Origin of the sequence: Sediminibacterium sp. KACHI17 (assembly GCF_040362915.1) — a bacterium.
GTDB lineage: Bacteria > Bacteroidota > Bacteroidia > Chitinophagales > Chitinophagaceae > Sediminibacterium.
Map to the genome: position 1 here is coordinate 1,651,486 of NZ_AP029612.1, position 20,253 is coordinate 1,671,738.

Here is a 20,253-nt window from a genome sequence, read left to right on the forward strand (position 1 = left end):
TTACTCTGATACGTGATTTTTATAAATGACTTTATCATTAAACCACAAGAAACTAGAAGTATACAAAATTTCAAGGTTTCTAGTTAAGGAATGTTATTTGTTGACCGCTTTGCTTCCTGTCGAAGAAAAGTTCAATCCAATAACTCAAATCAGAAGAGTAGCCCTCTCTGCAAGTTGAACATCGCAGAAGGCTCATCAAGAAAATCGACCATCGAGAGAAAAAGATACTATGAAATTTCCAGAGGATCATTAATTGAAATTGATGATGTAACTGAGGCAGCTTTTGATTTATCTTATCTATCAAAAGAACAAATTACCAGCTTATCACTACATTTGAATCAGTGTTTTGCTTCACTGAGCGGCTTAATAAAATAAATCATTTCACTTTTCACCTGCATGACCACCCCACTTTCCATTCTTCAACACTACTGGAAGTATGATCAATTCCGACCAATGCAGGAAGAGATCATTCAATCGGTGTTGGATGGAAAAGACACACTCGCATTATTACCAACAGGAGGAGGAAAATCCATTTGCTTTCAGGTTCCTGCTTTACTTATGGATGGACTTTGCTTAGTGATCAGTCCATTGATCGCCCTGATGCAAGATCAAGTGGCTCACCTGATTGAAAAAGGCATTGCTGCTGCCACTTTGAATAGCGGGATGAGTTATGGAGAAGTGAGGAGCTTATTACAAAAAGCATCCCGGGGCGATTATAAATTCTTGTATGTATCCCCGGAAAGAATTGAATCTGCTTTATTCAAAGAATACTTACCGGTTTTAGATATCAATCTGATCGCTGTAGATGAAGCGCATTGTATTTCTCAATGGGGATATGATTTCAGACCACCATATTTACGCATTGCTGCTTTACGTGAGGAGTTATCGAATGTTACAATAATAGCACTTACTGCTTCTGCAACTGAAAAAGTACAAGAGGATATCATTCAAAAACTGGCATTGAATCATACTTCTGTTTTTCGTCAGTCGTTTGAACGTCCCGCACTATCCTACAGTTCTTTTGAAGCAGAAAGCAAGATGAATAAACTGATACAAATCTTACAAGGAGTTCCGGGTAGTAGCATTGTTTATACCAATAGTAGAAAACTAACTAAGGAAGTTTGCCAGCTACTACAGTTACAGGGCATTTTAGCAGATTATTATCATGCCGGATTAACACAAGACGAAAGAGAACGAAAACAAAAAGCCTGGATACAGGACCAAACAAGGGTAATGGTTTGTACCAATGCATTTGGAATGGGCATCGATAAACCCAATGTTCGCTCCGTTATTCATTATAATATACCCGACTGTTTAGAAAACTATTACCAAGAAGCTGGTCGTGCGGGGCGGGACGGTAAAAAATCATTTGCAGTTTTATTGTACCATCTAAACGACATCGAACAATTAAAAAATCTACCCGACAAAAAGTTTCCTCCGTTAACGACTATTCAATCAGTGTATCAATCGCTGGCTGATTTTTTTCAATTACCCGTCGGAACCGGCGAAGGTGCTTACTTTGATTTTGATCTCAGACAATTCACAGAAAATTTCAAATTAGATACTACTACAGTTATCAATACACTGAAAGTACTGGAACAAGAAGGCCATATCAGTTTTGCCGAAAGTATTTTCCTCCCTTCACAGGTCATGTTTGTAACGGATAAAGATGCTCTGTATGCGTTTGAAACAGCTCAACCACAATTAGAAGGACTTATCAAAATATTACTTCGCACTTATGAAGGCATTTTTGATAATCGTGTTTCGATTTTTGAATCTTCACTGGCAAAAGTGATGCGAACAGAACAAGCAGTTATACAGCAGCAATTAAAAGAATTGGCAGCCTATGGTATCATTGAATATCTACCGAAAAAAGATTCACCTCAGATACACTACTTACTCAATCGGGCGCCGGCCAAATACTTACATATAGATCATGATGCTTATCATGAAAGGAAACAAAACTATACTGCTCGTGTATCCGATATGATCCGTTATGTTACCGATCAAGATAGTTGTAGAAGTAAATATATTGGTAACTATTTCGGCGATACACAATTATCTGCCTGTGGCATTTGTGATCATTGTCTTGCAAAGAAGAAAAAAGAATTAAGCCCAGAGGATTTTAGCGTTATTGAAAACAATATTCGGATCAAACTTACCGGCACAACGCTCTCCATTGAAACGCTTCTGGCACAACTGTCTACCTTTTCGAAAGAAAAAATATGGACTGTGTTAGATTTTATGCAAACAGAGAATGCGCTGATGATCGGTGAAGATGGGAAAGTCTCTCTTTTGTAAAGCTGATCATCTTCTTCTTGTTGATCTGGATCTTCCGCCCAATCCTAAAGCACCTAACAAACTTCTGGTAATCACACTGGCAGCCGTTCTTCCTACCTGACGAACAACAGGGTTATCAAAAAAGCTTTCTTCTTTTTTAGGTCTGCCACTTTGCTTAGGTTCTTCTGTAGCTGCCATTTCTTTTGATCGCTCTGCTGCTTCCTCCAGTTTAGCTGTTAATATTTCATACGCACTTTCACTATCGATCTCTTTACTATACTTGGCGGCTAATTTGCTGGATTGAACCAACTGATTGATCTCTGCATCTGTCAATACATCCATCCTGCTTCTGGGAGCACATAGCATCGTATGTACCAACGGTGTAGGAATACCTTTTTCATTCAGTAAGGTTACAAATGCTTCGCCGATACCTAGTTGAGTTAATAATTCATCGGTTTCATAAAAATCCGTTTCAGGAAAATTTTCTGCCGCTTGTTTGATGGTTTTTCTGTCTGCAGCCGTAAACGCACGTAATGCATGCTGAATTTTTAAACCCAACTGACTCAAAATAGCAGCAGGTATATCTTGAGGATTTTGTGTACAAAAGAAAATACCGATGCCCTTTGATCGTATCAACTTGATCACGGTCTCGATCTGTTGTAACAAAGCCTCTGAAGCTTCATTGAAGACCAAATGTGCTTCATCAATAAATAAAATAAGTTTGGGTTTATCCATGTCCCCTTCTTCCGGGCAACTGGCATATAACTCTGCCAATAATTGCAGCATAAAAGTGGAAAACAGCTTGGGTCTGTCTTGCATATCGGTTACCCGTAAAACATTGATCATACCTCTACCATCATCACTGATGCGCATGAGATCTTCCACTTCAAAACTTTTTTCACCAAAGAAAACATCCGCACCCTGTTGTTGTAACTCAATCACTTTACGAAGAATGGTACCGGTAGAAGTAGTGGAGATCTTACCGTATTCCTTTTCTATTTCCGCCTTGCCTTCATTACCGATGTATTGTAATACTTTGATGAAATCTTTCAGATTCAACAAAGGCATTTGATGGTCGTCACAATATTTAAAGATCACAGCTACGAGTCCACCTTGCGTATCATTCAACCCTAATATTTTACTCAACAAAACCGGACCGAATTCACTAACCGTTGCACGTAAACGAACGCCGGGCTCATTGCTCAACGTAAGTAGCTCAACCGGAAATGCTGTTGGGGTAAAATCGATTCCTAATTTCTTACTTCGCTCGATCAGTTTATCATTCACGGTTCCTGCTGTGGCAATACCGCTGAGATCGCCTTTGATATCCATCAATAAAACAGGTACGCTGTTATCACTTAAATATTCACTGATCATTTGTAAGGTCTTGGTTTTACCGGTACCCGTAGCACCGGCGATCAAACCATGACGGTTCATTGTTTTCAATGGGAGCGAAATGGGTGCGCCTTCCACCACTTCTCCATCGATCATCCCCATCCCAATTTTCACATGCTCCCCTTTGAAAGTATAACCTGTTGTAATGGATTGTAAAAAAGCCTGTTTGTCTGGCATAACTCCTTATTTATCACTCAATTTAAATAAATGAACCTTGTATTGATAATAATTTTTTTATTATATTTTATCGTTTTTCAATAAATATTAGTTATTTAGCATTCAAATACCGCTTATGCGCATTATTCGTTGGCTATTGATCGGAGTACGGATATTGGTCATCTGTTTCGCATTGTACCTCTTGGCGCTTATTGCATTACCAAATCTGTTCTTTAAAAATGAACTGTCAGAACAAGGCACTGTGACATCCATGACATATGATCCTGACAAGTATGAGCTGCAGCTAATGTCGTTGGATAATAATCTGCCCTATAAGGATTACAAAACTTTATCCGATAGTATCACACAGATAAAACAATTAGAAAGGATTGCAAATTTCCTTTCAATGGATGGATGGATGTTAGGCTTTATAGGGTTCCATAAGCAGTCAGAAAAGAGTATCCTTTTTTTTGATAGTTCATTGAGAAGACATTCGCTTAAAGAAGTTCCTGACACAACTTATTACATAGGACTGGATGGATATTACCTAAAATCAGATCATAGCACCTTTAGAAGAAACGACACGACTTTCTTAAGATTTCCTGTGATAACGAAACGAGATACAATTCGAAAAATAATTGATGGACATTTTGAAGTAAGGCCGCTTTCAGTTGATGTGCAAGACTTGGCTGAAGGAATCAATAATCCAATGAATCAAAAAAGAGAACTACTGATTAAGGTAAGCAAACAACAATATAAATGGTTCTTAATTGTATTCAGTCCGATTGCAATTCTATTACTATTGCTTTTTTTATGGGGTGTGATACTACAACCAATTCGTATACTCGAAGATATTGCCAACCAAGAAGCATTTAGAAAAAAGACCTATAAAAAATTATATTTTACTACCATCAGCTTATGGGGTATCGTGTTGCTCAAGATAATCCTATCATACTCATTGAGCGCTTACTTTAGTTCTTATATAGATCCTGCTTTTCATTTACGTTTCTACGATTTCATTTCAGAGAGTATCAGCTATATCATTGGAGGATTCATCACCTTCAGTCTTGCACACGCATTTAGAAAAGGATATCAATTACAACAAGATCAAAACCTAACAATCTGATATGTTGAAGAAATACCAGCCATTAAAAGAGAAAGCCATGTATACAAGGATTAAATTAACTGCATGGACCATGATTATTTTTTGCTCCTTGTTGGCAATCATGAGCTTAAGTAATGATAGTGAAATCACTGTTCCTGTTCAGCCTACTTTGGAAGCCCCTTTCTATGATAGTGTGTATAAAACCTATGGTATTAGCGCAGTTCAGGTATCTGGGAATTTTGTGATCAAAGAGACTCATTTCGTACAACGTCTATTAATACCTGCGCAATTTCTGGAATTCGATATACTAAGTTGTGTATTACTCATTGTTTTATCTACCATTATTTTGAAACTGCTACCCCATATACATAGTCAGGCCTTATTCAAAACAGATATCAGTCATTGGATAGGATACATTGGCTGGGCACTCATGCTCTTTTGGTTATTGGATACCGCCAGGATATTTTTTTATGCCATGCCTGAAATTAAAAGGCTTACAAACAATGAGTTCGTATTCCGCAGAACCGGCTACTTAATGTTTCCCTTGCAATTCTGGCTTGGTATCGGCATACTTTGGGTGAGCAGGTTATACAAAAACGCATTTCGCTTGAAACAGGAACAAGAACTTACTATTTAATAAATCAATCGATTAAATATGAAACGTTATAAAATCATCGTTTGGATCATATTAGTGCTATCGGTCATTCATATTATTACTATGGTTGCCGGTATTGAAATATTGGATGACAAACTGTTTAGGCTTAAAGTAGCTCCCAATCCGGAAAGTACTTTAAGTAAAGAACCCATCAAAAAATTTGAAGGGTCGGTCCTTTTCTTTAAAGGTGATTTAATCATCAATGATCTTCCTTGGTGGAAAAGAACGCTTTTATCAAATGATACCACAGATGCTATAGCCATTTGCTTATTGGCTATCTTAAGTTTATTGATCATTCAAACCATTGAGAAATCAAATACCTATCACAGAAAAATCGGTAATTATATTTTCTTAGGAGGAGCCGTATTTCTATTCGCTACAATCTGTGAGATTTTACAACGATATTTTTTAAAAGAAGAAGTACTAACAAGAACGAATGGCGAGTTTATTCTACTAAGAAATGAAGCCGCCATACTACCGGATACCATCGTTGGTGTTATTCTTTTTATTTTTAGTGCTGTTTACACCGAAGCCTACAAATTGAAAACCGAACAAGACCTTACCATCTGATGCCCATTGTAGTAAACTTAGATATCATGCTTGCCCGACGAAAAATGAGTCTGACCGAACTCAGCGAACGGGTAGGTATCACCATTGCAAATATGAGCATTCTCAAAAGTGGAAGGGCCAAAGCCATTCGTTTCTCCACCCTAGAAGAAATCTGCCGCATCCTAGATTGCCAACCCGGCGATATTTTGGAGTATATGGATGAGGAGAGTTATAGGAAGTTGTTTGAGAGATGATGATAGACCATAGACCATAGACCATGGTCCATGGACTATGGTCTATGGTCTATAACTCCTCCTCCCTCTCCAACATCAAAATCGCGCTTTGGGGAACGATGAAATATTTTTCATTTTCATACATCACTTCTGTGGCGCCACTCAGCAGAAAGATGGCCAGATCTCCTTCTTTGGCTTGCAGCGGTACATATTTTACCTGCTCATCTTCCGTTTTCCAGGGTTCATCATCTACAGGCATGGGAATAGCATACCCCGGGCCTGTTTTAATGATATATCCCTGCTGTACTTTTTCCCTTTCCTGAACACCGGGCGGTAGGTATAAGCCACTGGCTGTTTGCTCATCAGGTTTTGATGGACGAACCAATACCCGATCTCCAATCACAATCAGTTTTTTCCACTTGTTGTCAGATGTTAACAGCATACACTATGATTTTATCCTGTTTTTGAGCCGCAAAAATAAATCAGAAATCAAAAACAGGATTGTGAACTATTTTTGTCTCATGAAGAAAACAGCCGGATGTATTTTTTTGTTGTCTACATTGATCATCGCTGTTTCTGCATTTATTACCCCACCTCCCATTACTACCAAAGCCGCGCTCGGAAAAAAGTTATTCAACGACAAAATCCTTTCCAAAGACCATTCTATCAGTTGCGCCAGTTGTCATTTACCGGAATATGGTTTTTCTGATACCCTAGCTTTCAGTAAAGGTATTGAAGGAAGTGCTACCACCAGAAATACTCCATCGGTACTCAACATGAAAAATCGTCCTTATTTTTTCTGGGACGGAAGAGCCGCATCACTGGAAGAGCAAGCCTTGATGCCGATCGCACATCCGGATGAAATGGGACTACCCATCAAAGAAGCGGTTGCCCGTTTGAATGCTAATAAAGAATACAGACAGCTTTTTTTACGCATCTTTAAAGCATTACCCAATAGCCGAAATCTTGGTGCGGCATTCGCCGCCTTTGAACGCACACTGGAAACGGATAGCAGCAGATTCGACGCTTATATCGATGACCTGATTGCTTTCACTGATGCAGAGGAAAGAGGAAGGAAATTATTTATCAGTGAAAAGACCAAATGCTTTGACTGTCATCGCGGACCTGATTTTACAGACGATCAGTTCAAGAATATCGGATTATTTGATGGCTATGCATTGAATGACTCGGGACGTTATCTCATTACCAGAAAAAAAGAAGACCTCGGAAAATTTAAAACGCCCGGTTTAAGAAATATTGCACTTACTGCTCCTTATATGCATAATGGCATGTTTCAGACATTGGAAGAAGTAGTGGAATATTATAACAATCCAGGAGCCTTTGTATTGAATCCAATCAACATCGATAGTACACTTGCGGAACCTTTGAGTCTGAGCAAACAGGAAAAAGCAGACTTGGTCGCTTTTTTGAAAACCTTAACAGATAAGCGTTTTCTAAAACAGCGTTGAGTTCGTCTAATAAGAAATAAGCTGCTTGTAATTCCTCTTTTTAACAAAAGATTTCACACAGTAGGAATCATGCACTTGTTGAATTATCTTTATTTCACACAAACTTTACAAATATGGAAGACAAGAAAAAGTACAAGATCTTATTGTGCGAGGATGATACGAACCTTGGAATGGTATTAAAGAACTATTTAGAAATCAATGATTATGATGTAACCCTAGAAAGAGACGGTCGTTTAGGTCTGGCTGCTTTTCAGCGTGAAAAATATGATATCTGCTTACTCGATGTAATGATGCCCAACATGGACGGCTTCACATTGGCTGAAGAGATCCGTGATGTGGATCCTGATATTCCTTTGTTCTTCCTGAGTGCAAAAACCATGAAAGAGGATATTATTCAGGGTTATAAGCTCGGTGCTGATGATTATATCACCAAACCTTTTGATAGTGAAGTTTTATTACTCAAGATCAAAGCCATCCTCAAAAGAAATGAGGAAGAGAATAAAGGGAATGATAATGTAGAATTCGATCTGGGCAAGTACCATTTCAATCCAAAACTCCGTGAATTGAAAAATGGTGATAGTACACAAACATTATCACCCAAAGAGAATGAGCTATTGAAGATGCTTGCGGAACACAAGAATGATCTTTTACCCCGTGAACGTGCATTAAAAAAGATCTGGGGTAGTGATACTTATTTCAATGGAAGAAGTATGGATGTATACATCGCCAAGTTGCGTAAATACCTCAAAGAGGATGCAGATATTGAGATCGTGAATATCCACGGTAATGGATTCAGATTGGTAGCACCTTAGTCATTCCAATAAAGTTTATAAAGCCACAGATCTTTTGATAGGTCTGTGGCTTTTTTATGCGTATGACATCAGCCATTTCCTTTGTACCTTTCGGGTATGAAGATCACTTTTTTCTCCTCACAACCCTATGATCGTAGTTTCTTTGAAAAATTCAATGATTCTATCGGCTTTGAACTAAATTTTTTGGACGTTTCACTGGATGAGCATACTGCGGTAATGGCAAAGAATGCAACAGCAGTTTGTGTATTCGTAAATGATAAAGTAACTGCTGCTGTCATTCAGCAATTGGCTGAAATGGGCGTAAAAGTAATTGCGCTTCGTTGCGCAGGTTTCAATAATGTAGACCTGGAAAGTGCGCGTAAATATGGTATTCGGGTTTGTCGTGTACCGGCATATTCACCGGAAGCAGTAGCAGAACATGCTGTTGCCATGATCCTCACCCTTAATCGCAAAACACATAAAGCTTATAACCGTGTCAGAGAACAGAATTTTTCTTTGAATGGATTACTCGGTTTTAATCTGCATGGAAAAACGATCGGCGTGGTTGGCACAGGTAATATCGGACAAGCTTTTTGCAGAATCATGCTGGGGTTTGGTTGTACAGTAAAAGCCTTTGATCTCATCGCGAATAAAGAAATGGAATCTATCGGCGTAACATATCATCCGCTGATGGAAGTGCTGAATACTGATATCATCTCATTGCATTGCCCATTGAATGAACAAACGAGACACCTGATACAAGATGAAACACTGGCTTATGTTAAGCCAGGTGCTATGCTGATCAATACCGGAAGAGGTGGTTTGATCGATACCAAATCGATCATCAACGCCCTAAAAAAAGGGCAGATCGGATCATTAGGGATCGATGTGTATGAACAGGAAGAAAAGCTGTTTTTCAGAGACTTATCTGCCAATATTATCCAGGATGATGATATACAACGTCTCATGAGTTTTCCAAATGTGCTGATCACCGCCCATCAGGCCTTTTTCACCGATGAAGCCCTCTCACAAATTGCCAGCACTACGTTAAATAATGTGCTCCAATTAGCAAAAAATAGTAATTTGAAGGACCAGGCTGCGTTATTGGTTTAATTTTAGTCTATAATAGTATTACCAAAGAAGAGGAATTATGAAGAAGTTCACTATACAATGGATATTGACCATTTGCACGGTACTTTTTATCCTGTCATGTCAAAAAGAATTCAGCGTAGAAGGTGAAGGATTAAAAGGCGCTGCACAAGGTTCTCTGACAGATAGCTCAGGTAATTGTAAAGATGCCGATGTACGTGGTGAATATGTTATCGATCAGCCCCTTGGTGATAGCAATTATGTGGTCATTAAAGTCAATTTTACACTACAGGGCAAGTACAAAATTTATAGTGATACCGTAAATGGTATGTGGTTCATTGATTCCGGATTTGCCCTTACCACCGGACCTACTACTGTTAAATTAAAAGGAAACGGTAAACCCATTCTTCCCAATCGCGCAGATTTCGTATTGACCTTTAATAATAGTTTCTGTGCATTTTCTGTGATCTCAAGTTCTACGGGCAGCGGAGGCGGAGGAACGAGTAATGATTATTTCCCAACTACATTGAACTCTAACTGGACCTACGAATACATTCCCAAATTAGGAACCTTGGATACCTTCAGAGTGGTAGCAACCAATCAGACCATTTCTGCTGATAACAAAATATTCAGACAGTATAGTACAGATCCTTTGGGTGAAGCTTATTATTTCACAAAAGACAATGCCGGTAATTATTATGCATACAGTACAGTAGATTTTGATTACCTGTTTATTTTTGATTCAATTCCTGCAACATTCATTTCTTACCCTTTCTTGAAAGACAACGTAGCTCAGGGTACATCATGGGAAACTCCTGAGTATGGGAAAGTAAAAATCGGTAATGATGTGGGTATTAGTAAAGCTGTTTTCACCATCGTTGGTAAAGGCATTACGTATTCGGTATTTGGCACTACATATAATGATGTCATCAATGTAAAAAGGACTATCCAATTTAAAAAAGATGGCACAAATACTTTCACAACGGTCATTGAAGGCAATACTTATTATGCAAAAGGAGTTGGCATGATCGATCAGGTGATTCCTACTTCGTCTTCTACCAGCCAGGCAGTAAGTCTGAAAAGAAAGCAAATATTCTAAGAATCCTATTCTATTTATCAATAACAAGAATGCCTCTTTGAAAGAGGTATTCTTGTTATTGAACTATATCGTGTCTTGATTAAAATATCTGTGTCTTATCATTCACTACAGAATCCGTTTCAACTGTTGCATGTTTTTCTTCCTCAACAGTCTTAAAGAATTTTTTCTGGAAGATCAGTATTGCGATCACACCTGAAGAAATGGCTGCATCAGCCAGATTGAAAACCGGTCTGAAGAATTCAAAATCATCTCCTCCTACAAATGGCATCCATTCAGGATATTTTGCATTGGTAATAATGGGGAAGTAAAACATATCTACCACTTTACCATAAAATAAACCTGCATACCCACCTCCTTCAGGAAATAAAGTAGCTACATTTTGTGTGAAAGGATTGCTTTGTTCAAAGATCAATCCATAAAATAAACTATCGATCAGGTTACCCAACGCACCTGCATAAATTAATCCTGCACAGATCATAAATCCGCGATGGTATTTTTTCTTTAAAAAGTCGCGCAACAAAAAGGTTCCCCAGATCACTGCAACCAGACGAAAAAGGGTAAGTGCTATTTTTCCGATACCACCTCCGAATTTCCAACCCCATGCCATGCCTTCATTCTCTACAAAATGCAAACGGAACCAGTTTCCGATCATATTATGTTCTTCACCGGCATAGTAAGTCAGTTTAATGTAAAACTTCAATGCCTGATCTGCGACGATTATGGCGAGTATCAAAAAAAACAAATGCTTCGCTTTCACTGGTGGTAATTTTAATCTGGCAACAAAGATAGGGTTTGGGTTATTCCAAAAAGGTTAAAGACTTATTCTTCTACGTAAACCCTTTTCACACGCTGACTAACAGAGGTCATGATCTCATAGGGTATGGTTCCGGCAGCTTTTGCCAGTTCCTGAATGGGTAGTTGCTTTCCAAAGATCTCCACCTCATCCCCTTCCATAACACCCGGTATCTGGGTTACATCTATCATGGTCATATCCATACAAACATTGCCGATAACGGGAGCTCTTTGCCCGCGAACGATCACTTGTCCGATACCGTTTCCGAAGCGTCTGCTATAACCATCTGCATAACCGATACGAATCGTAGCAATGCGACTTTCTTGCTGCACGCCCCCATTTCTGTTATAACCAACTGTTTCACCCGCGGCTACTGTTCGAATTTGTGCAATGGTTGATTTCAATGTAGCAACCGGTTGCAATGCGAATTGATGTGTATCCGCGCTGTCTACCCCATACAATCCGATGCCCAAACGAACCATATCAAACTGATAAGAAGGATGACGGAATATGCCCGCAGAGTTGGCAATATGACGAATAAAGGAATAATTCAACTGACTATTCAACTGATCACAGGCACTCAAGAATGCTTGGACTTGTTGTGCTGTAAATGCATCCAATGAAGGGTTCTCACTACCAGCCAAATGGCTAAGCACTGATTTTACCACCATCGTTCCTTTTTGTTTTAGCTCCTTGGCCAACTCGTCGGCTTCCCGTATCTCAAAACCCAATCGGTTCATACCCGTATTGAATTTGATGTGGACAGGATATTCCCGAATACCTTGATTTTTTAAAAACGAATGAAATGATCGGTAGATATTGAAAGAATAGATCTCCGGCTCCAGATCGTATTGGATCATAGCATCGAAACCTGCTTCATCCACATTCATGACCATAATAGGTAAACTGATACCGGCTTTTCTCAATTCAACACCTTCATCGGCATAGGCTACTGCGAGATAATCTATTTTATGAAATTGTAATACCCTCGCAACTTCTGCAGACCCACTGCCATAACTGAAAGCTTTCACCATTGCCATTAACTTAGTGGTTGGCTTCAGAAATTGTTGGTAGGCTTTAAGGTTATGGATCATGGCCGTAAGGTTTACTTCCATGACCGTCTGATGTACTTTCTGCTCCAACCACTGACTGATCCGCTCAAAAGAAAATACACGTGCCCCTTTTAAGAGGATATACTCATCCTTGAACTGATTCAGACTCTCTCGTTCTAAAAAATCAGCAGTAGAGGTATAATAACTGATCATGGGTATACCGCTCTGCGTCTGGGTTGTACCCGCTGGCAGGGTATTGAAATATCTTGACAATGCAGGACCGATACCAATGAACCGCTTCACTCCTCTTCTGTTGAGTTTTTCCAATACCATTTGATACAATTGCTCATCGGGAATACCGGTTTGCAATATATCAGAAAGTATTACCGTCATCTTATTATGTCCTGCTTGTTGCACTAAAAAATCCAAGGCCAATTCCAAAGAAGCGATATCATTACTATAACTATCATTCAGCAGGTAACAGTTATTTACCGCTTTTTTTAATTGCATGCGCATATCCACAGGCTGTAATAACAACATCCTTTGTTGTATGCGTTCAGACTGGTATCCTTGTGCCAGCATTGTTGCCCAACAGGTAATGGCATTATCGATGGATATCCTGTCTGTGAATGGTATGGTGATCTGTTCTTTCTGCTGTTGGTATAATGCAGTGATCACTGTTTCATGATCCGTGATCTGTTCATTGATGATTTGCAGATCAGCAGCTTCACTTCTACTCCATGAGAAAAAACGTATCGTATCTTTAAACAGAGCACGATCATTTGTATCCGGATAGCAATGAGGTTGTATTCCATCACGATAAAAAATCAAGAGATCTGCATCTTTGAATAGTTTCGCTTTCTCTAAAGCTTTTTCTCTTTCATTTGAAAATCCTTCATTATGTGCAGCTCCAAGATTGGTCCAGATACCGATATTGGGGCGAATGATCTGTTGAAGTGCTGCCATCTCACCTATTTCAGAAATACCTGCTTCAAATATGGCGAGTGTATGAATGGATTGTAGTTGCCATATACTCAGGGGTACACCTATTTGAGAGTTATAGCTGCGTGGACTTCTTACGATCTGATGATCGCTCTGCAACAACTGATACAGCCATTCCTTTACAATCGTTTTCCCATTACTTCCGGTGATACCGATTACAGGAATATGGAATTGACTACGATGAAAAGCGGCAAGATCTTGCAATGCTTGCAGTACATTTTTTACAACAAGAAAAGAAGCATCGGGATAAGATGCTGCTTCTTGAAATGATGCAGCAACAACAAATGATCTTAACCCTCTATTGTACAGTTCAGCAATGAAAGTATGACCATCTCTTCTTGGACCAATGATCGAAAAAAATAAAGTAGCATCTGGGAATAAAAGTTTTCGACTATCGGTCAGCAGATACTGCACCATTCTGTCATCAGCAGGCTTTGTTTCAGACTGAATAATGTTAGCGATATGTTGCAGCGAATAACTCAAGTGAAAATATTATCGGTCAGAAAGAACCATCTTGTACATCTTCAGGTGTTCCTTTTTTACTCGCGAACATGGAGTAGAAAATAGATCCTGATATACAAAGTACAATCAGTCCAAGTGAAATAAATACCTGGGTTGATTTTTCAATCCACATATTGATATAGTGTTCTCCGAGCATTTTGATACCTATGATCACCAATACAATTGCAATACCTTGTTGCAGGTAGTCGAACTTGGAAACAGCACCTCTCAGTAAGAAGAATAAAGAACGTAAACCCAATACAGCGAAAATATTCGAAGTATAGATCACCAATTTGTCTCTTGAAATACCCATTACCGCAGGAATAGAATCCAATGCAAATACCAGGTCAATAGAAGCGAGTAATACTACTACTACAAACAATGTTGTGTACAAAGGCTTTCCGTTTTCGCGTATCACATATTTGCCATCTCCGTCATGTGGAGCTAAAGGCAGATATGTTTTGAGGAAGCGATAGATCTTGGTATCATGTGGTTCGAACTCTTTCTCTTCATTAGACGTGAACATCTTATATCCTGTATAGACCAGAAATACCCCAAATATGTACAATACCCAATGGAATTGTTCTACCAATGCTACACCTATAGTGATGAATAATACCCTGAAGACAATGGCCATCAGAATACCGATCAATAAAACACGTGAATAGTATTTCTCTTTTACTTTGAAAGAATTGAAAATAAGGATGAAGACAAAAATATTATCAATACTTAAGCTCCACTCCATGAGGTAGGCACTTAGGTATTCGAGTGCAAGTTTTTGCCCTTCTTCTACCCACATAAAAACAAAGAACCCCAACGCAAGCGACACCCAAAAAAAAGTTTGCTTCAGTGCTTGTTTGATACTGATTTGTGCGTTCTTTTTACTGAGCAAGCCCAGGTCAAAAACCAAGGCGAGTACCAATACGATTCCAAAAACAAGATAAACGATCTGGTGTGTGGTCATGCGGGTAAATTATGGCGTAAAGATAGCACCCAACGCCTTCAGACCCTTTTTAAATACCGTATTTCTTTTTTCGTCGCCATTGAATGATCCCTCCTGCAATGGCCAATATTAGTAGTGGTGTTACAATATTCAAAAACTGCCAGGTGGTTTTCTGTGCAGTGATTTTTTCTTTATCGAGTAAACGGAGGACAATTGTCTTATTACGACTTTCAAATAAACCATTATTGCTCACCAGATAATCAATGCAGTTCAAAAAGAATTCCCGATTGGCAAAACGATACCCTTCAAATGGCAGTTCACCCATGGGTAAGGGGCCGGTAGTGTTACTGATCGCATTGGTTACAATATCAGCATCAGACACTACGATCTGTTTGCCTTCTTTAACTGCAAGTCTTTGAAAAGGTCTACCTGTAACACGTTGCACAGAGTCCATTAGATCGGCTCCTGCTCTGTTTGCAAAAAGAGATTGAAATTTCCCCTCTAATAATACAGCTACCGGAACATAACTTCTATTGAATGAAAAAAGATCCTCTTCACTTTTAACGCTATTGATCGTTACCAATGCCGGAGAAGAAACACTTCGACTATTGGTATCTGAAGCCAATAAAATGGTCTTTTGTATACCGGGTGCTTTTACCGTATCAATACTGGATGGAAAAATAGGAAGTACACGATCCAGATTTTTGGAAACAGGATTATTTGTTTTAGAAGAAAGAAACGGATAGTAAGGCCATGGTACTCTTTGCATATTGGGAGAACCATCAGGATTTCGACCTACGACTATCGGAATCTTCGAGCAGTTGAGATCTTGTAACAGATCTCCATTGATACGTACCCCATATTTAAACAATAGATCATCAATATCCAATCCACGATCATATGCGGTGTACTCTGCCTGACTTCTCATCAAGCTATCTAATTCTGCATGCAGTTTATCAATGAACCAAATGATCTTACCGCCATTCATTACATACTGATCCAACTTCAATTTATCCTCTTCTGTAAAAACAGTGGTAGGCTTTACAATCACCAATGCGTCAATCAAAGCAGGATCAGGATAACCCTGTTTCAGATCAAAGACAGCAAGGCGATAATCATTACGCAAGCTTTCACCCAGATCGTTAATTTTCATATCGATGGGTTCCCCATTACCGACGAGATAAGCAATGGTCGGAATGTATTCACGTGTCAGTTTATCAATGGCATTGGCAAATTTGTATTCCAACAATGCCTCTGCTGCGTTACGTGTCGCTTCTTTATCTTCCTGCGGCTCAACATCATTGACTACATTGTATTGTTTGAATACGCGCCTGCTGCTACGCAGATCAATTGAAATAGGTTTTCGATTCCCGTATTTTACCAATGCAGAAGGGATGATGAGTTGTGAAGTAGATTCATCAGTATTGGTGATCTCTGCTCTTTCAAATACAACTCCCAAGCGTGCTAGACTATCATACAGCATTGCTTTGGCGGTATCATTGCTCAGGCCTTCTCCGGGTTTTTCAAATTTTACCCGGACCAGGTTGCCTGACAGTGATGAAAAATCTTCAAGTAGTTCTTTTGTTGCTACAGACAGTTTCTTATAATCAGCAGGAAGATTTCCCGTTAAAAAAACATCGATCTCTATCACAGTATCTACATTCGATAACAACTGCTTGGTAGCGTCTGTCAGACTGTATCTTTTATCTTCTGTAAGATCTGCCCGGAATGTGATACCGGCAGAAAGGTATACAGCTGTAATCAATACGATCAGTAATGCAGCCCATCCATATTTATGTTGCAATAATTTTTGCATAGTTCAGTTCTATCTTTTCAACAGGTTTCGTTGGGTGATCAGGAGAAAAAAATAAATGATGCCAATAAAATAGATCAGGTCGCTGATGCGGATAACACCCCTGCTAATACTTCTATAATGAAAACTGATTCCCAGCATTTCTAGATAATAATCAAGTCCACCACTAAAAACAGACAGTTTACTGATAGCATCGAATCCATTGTATAACAGAAAGCATACAAAAGCACCCATGATGAATGCAACAACAGTATTTGAAGTAAAGCTACTCGTACAAATTCCAATAGCGGTGAATACGGCACCCAATAATAATAGTCCGATATAGCTACCGGTTGTAGCACCAATATCAATTCCGCCAGTTACACTAAGTTGTTGAACGGATATCGCATAGATCAATGTTGGAATGACCGCACAAAAAGTGATCAATATTGCTCCAAAAAATTTTCCTAATACGAGTTGAGACGGTGTTAAAGGAAGTGTTCTTAATATTTCAAAGCTTCCTGATCTGAACTCATCCGCAAAACTGCGCATAGTGATCGTAGGCACCATAAGTAATAGTACCCAAGGGGCGAGATTAAAAAAGCCGGACAGACTTGCATATCCAAACTCCAGAATACTGGTATCCGGAAAAACAAATAACATTAGCCCGTTCAATAATAGAAATACGGCCAGGGCAATATAACCGGTCAGGCTACTAAAAAATTGCTGCCATTCTTTTTTGCAGATCATCCACATAGTGTCAAAACTAATTGTTCTCCGCCATACAGCTACCGATCATGGATATTTTATCTGTTCTTTATGGAATTGCAAAACCCTGGCATCCTATGTAAAACAACTACTATGAAACTACGCATTGCATTATTGCTATTGGGTTTATTCGGGATAGGGATATTGGCTCAAAGTCAGCAAGAACCTCCTAAGCCAAAGAAACCGGAAGCTCCGCCTAAAGTATTGAATGGGAAAGATGCTATTCCTGTAACGGTTTGGAGTAATAAAAAATCGAAAGTGCCGCCACCACCTCCACCGGCTCCACCAAAGGTAAACCCTCCAAAAGTGGTTAAGCAGCCGGGTAAACCAGCGCCGCCGCCACCTCCACCTAAACCGGAGAAAATGAAAATTGAAAAGGATTGAGATTAAAAAAGCCCGAAGGATACCTTCGGGCCTAATACAATTTTATCATGTGTCTGCTATACTGCGAAACTCTCACCACAACCACAACTTCTGCTGGCATTGGGATTATTGAAATAAAATCCTTTACCATTCAATCCATCTGAGAAGTCAAGTTCCGTATTCACGAGGTATAAGAAACTCTTCAGATCTGTGACTACTTTCACACCATTGTCTTCAAATACCTGATCCATAGGTTTGATCTCGTTATCGAAATCAAGTTTGTAGCTCAGTCCTGAACAACCTCCACCTACTACACCTACACGCAGAAAGTAAGAAGTATCACCAGCCACACCTGCTTCTTCCATCAGTTGCTGTACTTTCTTCTTGGCTTTATCACTTACGTAGATACTGTTTTCTGTTGCTACCATTTGACTTATAGTTAATAGTTCATAGCGGATAGTATTTTACCATCAGCCTGATACGATTAATGAACTCCTTTTTCTTCGAATACCAGTTCTTCCAAACCGTTCTTCTTACGATAGTCATTGATCGCTGCTTTGATCGCATCTTCAGCCAACACAGAGCAGTGAATTTTCACCGGAGGAAGATTTAATTCTTCTACCAGATCCATATTATCAATAGCTACTGCTTGGTCTACCGTTTTGCCTTTCAGCCATTCGGTTGCTAATGAAGATGATGCGATAGCGGAACCACAACCAAAGGTCTTGAATTTGGCATCGGTGATTACTCCGGTTGCATCATCTACTTCGATCTGCAAACGCATCACGTCACCACACTCAGGTGCACCTACCAGTCCGGTACCTACATTCTTTTTTGCTTTATCAAGTGTCCCCACATTCTTGGGGTTGTTGTAATGGTCGATTACTTTTTCTGAATATGCCATGGTTGAATCAATTTGAAATTATTATTAATGATGTGCCCACTCAATGGAGTTCAGGTCAATACCTTCTTTGAACATTTCCCAAAGCGGACTCATTTCACGCAATTTAATAACCGTTTCACTTACTGCTTTGATGGTGTAGTCGATCTGTTCTTCAGTCGTGAATCTACCCAATCCGAAACGAAGTGAACTATGTGCCAGATCATCGCCCAAGCCTAATGCTTTCAATACATAACTGGGTTCCAGTGATGCAGAAGTACAAGCAGAGCCTGATGATAAAGCAATATTTTTATTGAAGCCCATCATCAATCCTTCTCCTTCTACGTATTTGAAAGAGATATTGGATACATGTGGTAAACGGTGTTCGCGACTTCCGTTTACATATGCTTCTTCCAGTTGCATTAATGCGTTTTCCAGTTTATCACGGAGTTTGCTCAATCTTGCGGCATCCTCTGCCATTTCCAAACGAGCCAGTTCGCATGCTTTACCAAAGCCAACGATACCTGGTACGTTCAAGGTACCGCTACGCATACCTCTTTCATGACCGCCACCGTCCATTTGAGCAGTCACTTTCACACGCGGATTCTTTCTGCGCACATACAATGCTCCAACACCTTTCGGGCCGTACATTTTATGTCCAGTAAATGCCATGATATCGATACCATCTTTATTTACGTCCACAGGAATTTTACCAACCGCTTGTGTACCATCTGTAAAAAATAATACACCATGCTTACGTGCAATAGCGCTGATCTCTTTTACAGGCTGGATAACACCAATTTCATTGTTCGCATACATGATGGCGATCAGAATGGTGGTTGGCTTGATCGCTGCTTCCAATTGATTCAGGTCGATGAGACCTTCCGGATTTACTTCCAGATAAGTGACTTCGCCACCGTGACGTTCAATATGCTTACAGGTATCTAATACTGCTTTGTGTTCTGTAGTACAAGTGATGATATGGTTGCCTTTACTGGCATACATTTCAAACACCCCTTTGATACCGAGGTTATCACCTTCAGTAGCACCAGAAGTGAAAATGATCTCTTTTGGATCAGCGCCAATCAATTTGGCCACTTGTTCACGAGCATAGTCTACTGCTTCTTCAGCCTGCCATCCAAAAGAGTGGTTACGGCTGGCTGCATTACCAAAATGCTCGGTAAAATAAGGTATCATCGCTTCCAACACACGCGGATCCATCGGTGTGGTGGCATTGTTGTCAAGGTAAATCGGTAGTTTCAACATAATCCTCAGAAATTTGCTTGCTTATTAACACAAAAATACGTCAATAGGTTTATACTTGCGGAACTGAAACCC

The 20,253-nt window shown here is 39.5% G+C and carries 22 protein-coding genes; 12 read left to right on the top strand and 10 right to left on the bottom strand.

From position 1 onward, the window contains the following. Window positions 1–25 precede the first annotated feature (25 nt). Genes ABXG83_RS07240 through ABXG83_RS07250 form a run of 3 tightly spaced genes read left to right on the top strand, consistent with a single transcriptional unit; the run spans window position 26 to window position 2,301 of the window. Complete coding sequence (locus ABXG83_RS07240; RefSeq protein WP_353548185.1) at window positions 26–178, top strand: four helix bundle protein; 153 nt, start codon at window positions 26–28, stop codon at window positions 176–178. Then, window positions 175–375, top strand: coding sequence for a four helix bundle protein (locus ABXG83_RS07245; protein WP_353548186.1), 201 nt, complete (start codon window positions 175–177; stop codon window positions 373–375). The genes ABXG83_RS07240 and ABXG83_RS07245 overlap by 4 nt, the downstream gene beginning before the upstream one ends. 21 nt (window positions 376–396) lie before the next feature. Beyond that, window positions 397–2,301 (top strand): ATP-dependent DNA helicase RecQ, encoded by a 1,905-nt coding sequence (locus ABXG83_RS07250; protein ID WP_353548187.1) that lies wholly within the window; start codon window positions 397–399, stop codon window positions 2,299–2,301. Window positions 2,302–2,307: 6 nt separating this feature from the next. Here ABXG83_RS07250 and ABXG83_RS07255 read toward each other — a convergent pair whose 3' ends face one another. Continuing rightward, the gene (locus tag ABXG83_RS07255; protein ID WP_353548188.1) at window positions 2,308–3,852 is read right to left on the bottom strand and encodes a helicase HerA-like domain-containing protein; all 1,545 of its coding nucleotides are present in this window, start codon (window positions 3,850–3,852) and stop codon (window positions 2,308–2,310) included. Between the two features lie 115 nt (window positions 3,853–3,967). Between ABXG83_RS07255 and ABXG83_RS07260 the strand changes: the two genes are divergently transcribed. From ABXG83_RS07260 to ABXG83_RS07275, 4 genes are read left to right on the top strand one after another with little or no spacing between them, the layout of a single operon-like run. Next, window positions 3,968–4,957, top strand: a complete 990-nt coding sequence (locus tag ABXG83_RS07260; protein WP_353548189.1) for a hypothetical protein — start codon at window positions 3,968–3,970, stop codon at window positions 4,955–4,957. Between the two features lies 1 nt (window position 4,958). After that, the gene (locus ABXG83_RS07265) at window positions 4,959–5,573 is read left to right on the top strand and encodes a DUF2975 domain-containing protein (protein ID WP_353548190.1); all 615 of its coding nucleotides are present in this window, start codon (window positions 4,959–4,961) and stop codon (window positions 5,571–5,573) included. 18 nt (window positions 5,574–5,591) lie between these two features. Then, entirely contained in the window at window positions 5,592–6,161 is a 570-nt protein-coding gene (locus ABXG83_RS07270) for a hypothetical protein (protein ID WP_353548191.1), read from the top strand. A 26-nt stretch (window positions 6,162–6,187) separates the two neighbouring features. Then, the gene (locus ABXG83_RS07275; RefSeq protein ID WP_353548192.1) at window positions 6,188–6,394 is read left to right on the top strand and encodes a helix-turn-helix transcriptional regulator; all 207 of its coding nucleotides are present in this window, start codon (window positions 6,188–6,190) and stop codon (window positions 6,392–6,394) included. A gap of 49 nt (window positions 6,395–6,443) precedes the next feature. Here the strand turns inward: ABXG83_RS07275 and ABXG83_RS07280 are convergent, their stop codons facing one another. Continuing rightward, complete coding sequence (locus ABXG83_RS07280) at window positions 6,444–6,815, bottom strand: co-chaperone GroES family protein (RefSeq protein WP_178888157.1); 372 nt, start codon at window positions 6,813–6,815, stop codon at window positions 6,444–6,446. 79 nt (window positions 6,816–6,894) lie between these two features. Between ABXG83_RS07280 and ABXG83_RS07285 the strand changes: the two genes are divergently transcribed. From ABXG83_RS07285 to ABXG83_RS07300, 4 genes are all read left to right on the top strand, one after another. Beyond that, a complete protein-coding gene (locus ABXG83_RS07285) occupies window positions 6,895–7,842 on the top strand; it encodes a cytochrome c peroxidase (RefSeq protein ID WP_353548193.1) in 948 nt (315 codons plus the stop codon). A 113-nt stretch (window positions 7,843–7,955) separates the two neighbouring features. After that, a complete protein-coding gene (locus ABXG83_RS07290) occupies window positions 7,956–8,654 on the top strand; it encodes a response regulator transcription factor (RefSeq protein WP_353548194.1) in 699 nt (232 codons plus the stop codon). Window positions 8,655–8,750: 96 nt separating this feature from the next. Further along, the gene (locus ABXG83_RS07295; RefSeq protein ID WP_353548195.1) at window positions 8,751–9,746 is read left to right on the top strand and encodes a 2-hydroxyacid dehydrogenase; all 996 of its coding nucleotides are present in this window, start codon (window positions 8,751–8,753) and stop codon (window positions 9,744–9,746) included. Window positions 9,747–9,783: 37 nt separating this feature from the next. Beyond that, window positions 9,784–10,821: a hypothetical protein gene (locus ABXG83_RS07300; protein ID WP_353548196.1), complete on the top strand. Its 1,038-nt coding sequence runs from the start codon at window positions 9,784–9,786 to the stop codon at window positions 10,819–10,821. A 79-nt stretch (window positions 10,822–10,900) separates the two neighbouring features. Here ABXG83_RS07300 and ABXG83_RS07305 read toward each other — a convergent pair whose 3' ends face one another. The 5 genes from ABXG83_RS07305 to ABXG83_RS07325 all read right to left on the bottom strand — a co-directional run bounded on the left by ABXG83_RS07305 (window position 10,901) and on the right by ABXG83_RS07325 (window position 17,660). Beyond that, window positions 10,901–11,578 carry a lipoprotein signal peptidase gene (locus ABXG83_RS07305; protein WP_353548197.1) on the bottom strand — a complete coding sequence of 226 codons (678 nt, stop codon included), beginning with the start codon at window positions 11,576–11,578 and terminating at the stop codon, window positions 10,901–10,903. A 62-nt stretch (window positions 11,579–11,640) separates the two neighbouring features. Next, window positions 11,641–14,151 carry a bifunctional UDP-N-acetylmuramoyl-tripeptide:D-alanyl-D-alanine ligase/alanine racemase gene (locus ABXG83_RS07310; protein ID WP_353548198.1) on the bottom strand — a complete coding sequence of 837 codons (2,511 nt, stop codon included), beginning with the start codon at window positions 14,149–14,151 and terminating at the stop codon, window positions 11,641–11,643. A 16-nt stretch (window positions 14,152–14,167) separates the two neighbouring features. Beyond that, window positions 14,168–15,133 (bottom strand): TerC/Alx family metal homeostasis membrane protein, encoded by a 966-nt coding sequence (locus ABXG83_RS07315; protein ID WP_353548199.1) that lies wholly within the window; start codon window positions 15,131–15,133, stop codon window positions 14,168–14,170. 49 nt (window positions 15,134–15,182) lie between these two features. Continuing rightward, window positions 15,183–16,928: a gliding motility-associated ABC transporter substrate-binding protein GldG gene (gene gldG, locus ABXG83_RS07320; protein WP_353548200.1), complete on the bottom strand. Its 1,746-nt coding sequence runs from the start codon at window positions 16,926–16,928 to the stop codon at window positions 15,183–15,185. Window positions 16,929–16,937: 9 nt separating this feature from the next. After that, complete coding sequence (locus tag ABXG83_RS07325; protein ID WP_353548201.1) at window positions 16,938–17,660, bottom strand: ABC transporter permease subunit; 723 nt, start codon at window positions 17,658–17,660, stop codon at window positions 16,938–16,940. Window positions 17,661–17,765: 105 nt separating this feature from the next. Here ABXG83_RS07325 and ABXG83_RS07330 point away from each other — a divergent pair, with 105 nt between their 5' ends. Beyond that, window positions 17,766–18,056, top strand: a complete 291-nt coding sequence (locus tag ABXG83_RS07330; protein ID WP_353548202.1) for a hypothetical protein — start codon at window positions 17,766–17,768, stop codon at window positions 18,054–18,056. A gap of 56 nt (window positions 18,057–18,112) precedes the next feature. Here ABXG83_RS07330 and ABXG83_RS07335 read toward each other — a convergent pair whose 3' ends face one another. Genes ABXG83_RS07335 through ABXG83_RS07345 form a run of 3 tightly spaced genes read right to left on the bottom strand, consistent with a single transcriptional unit; the run spans window position 18,113 to window position 20,178 of the window. Further along, entirely contained in the window at window positions 18,113–18,463 is a 351-nt protein-coding gene (locus tag ABXG83_RS07335; RefSeq protein ID WP_353548203.1) for an iron-sulfur cluster assembly accessory protein, read from the bottom strand. Between the two features lie 56 nt (window positions 18,464–18,519). Further along, window positions 18,520–18,939, bottom strand: coding sequence for a Fe-S cluster assembly scaffold IscU (iscU, locus tag ABXG83_RS07340; protein WP_353548204.1), 420 nt, complete (start codon window positions 18,937–18,939; stop codon window positions 18,520–18,522). Between the two features lie 24 nt (window positions 18,940–18,963). Then, window positions 18,964–20,178, bottom strand: a complete 1,215-nt coding sequence (locus ABXG83_RS07345; protein ID WP_353550759.1) for an IscS subfamily cysteine desulfurase — start codon at window positions 20,176–20,178, stop codon at window positions 18,964–18,966. Window positions 20,179–20,253 lie beyond the last annotated feature (75 nt).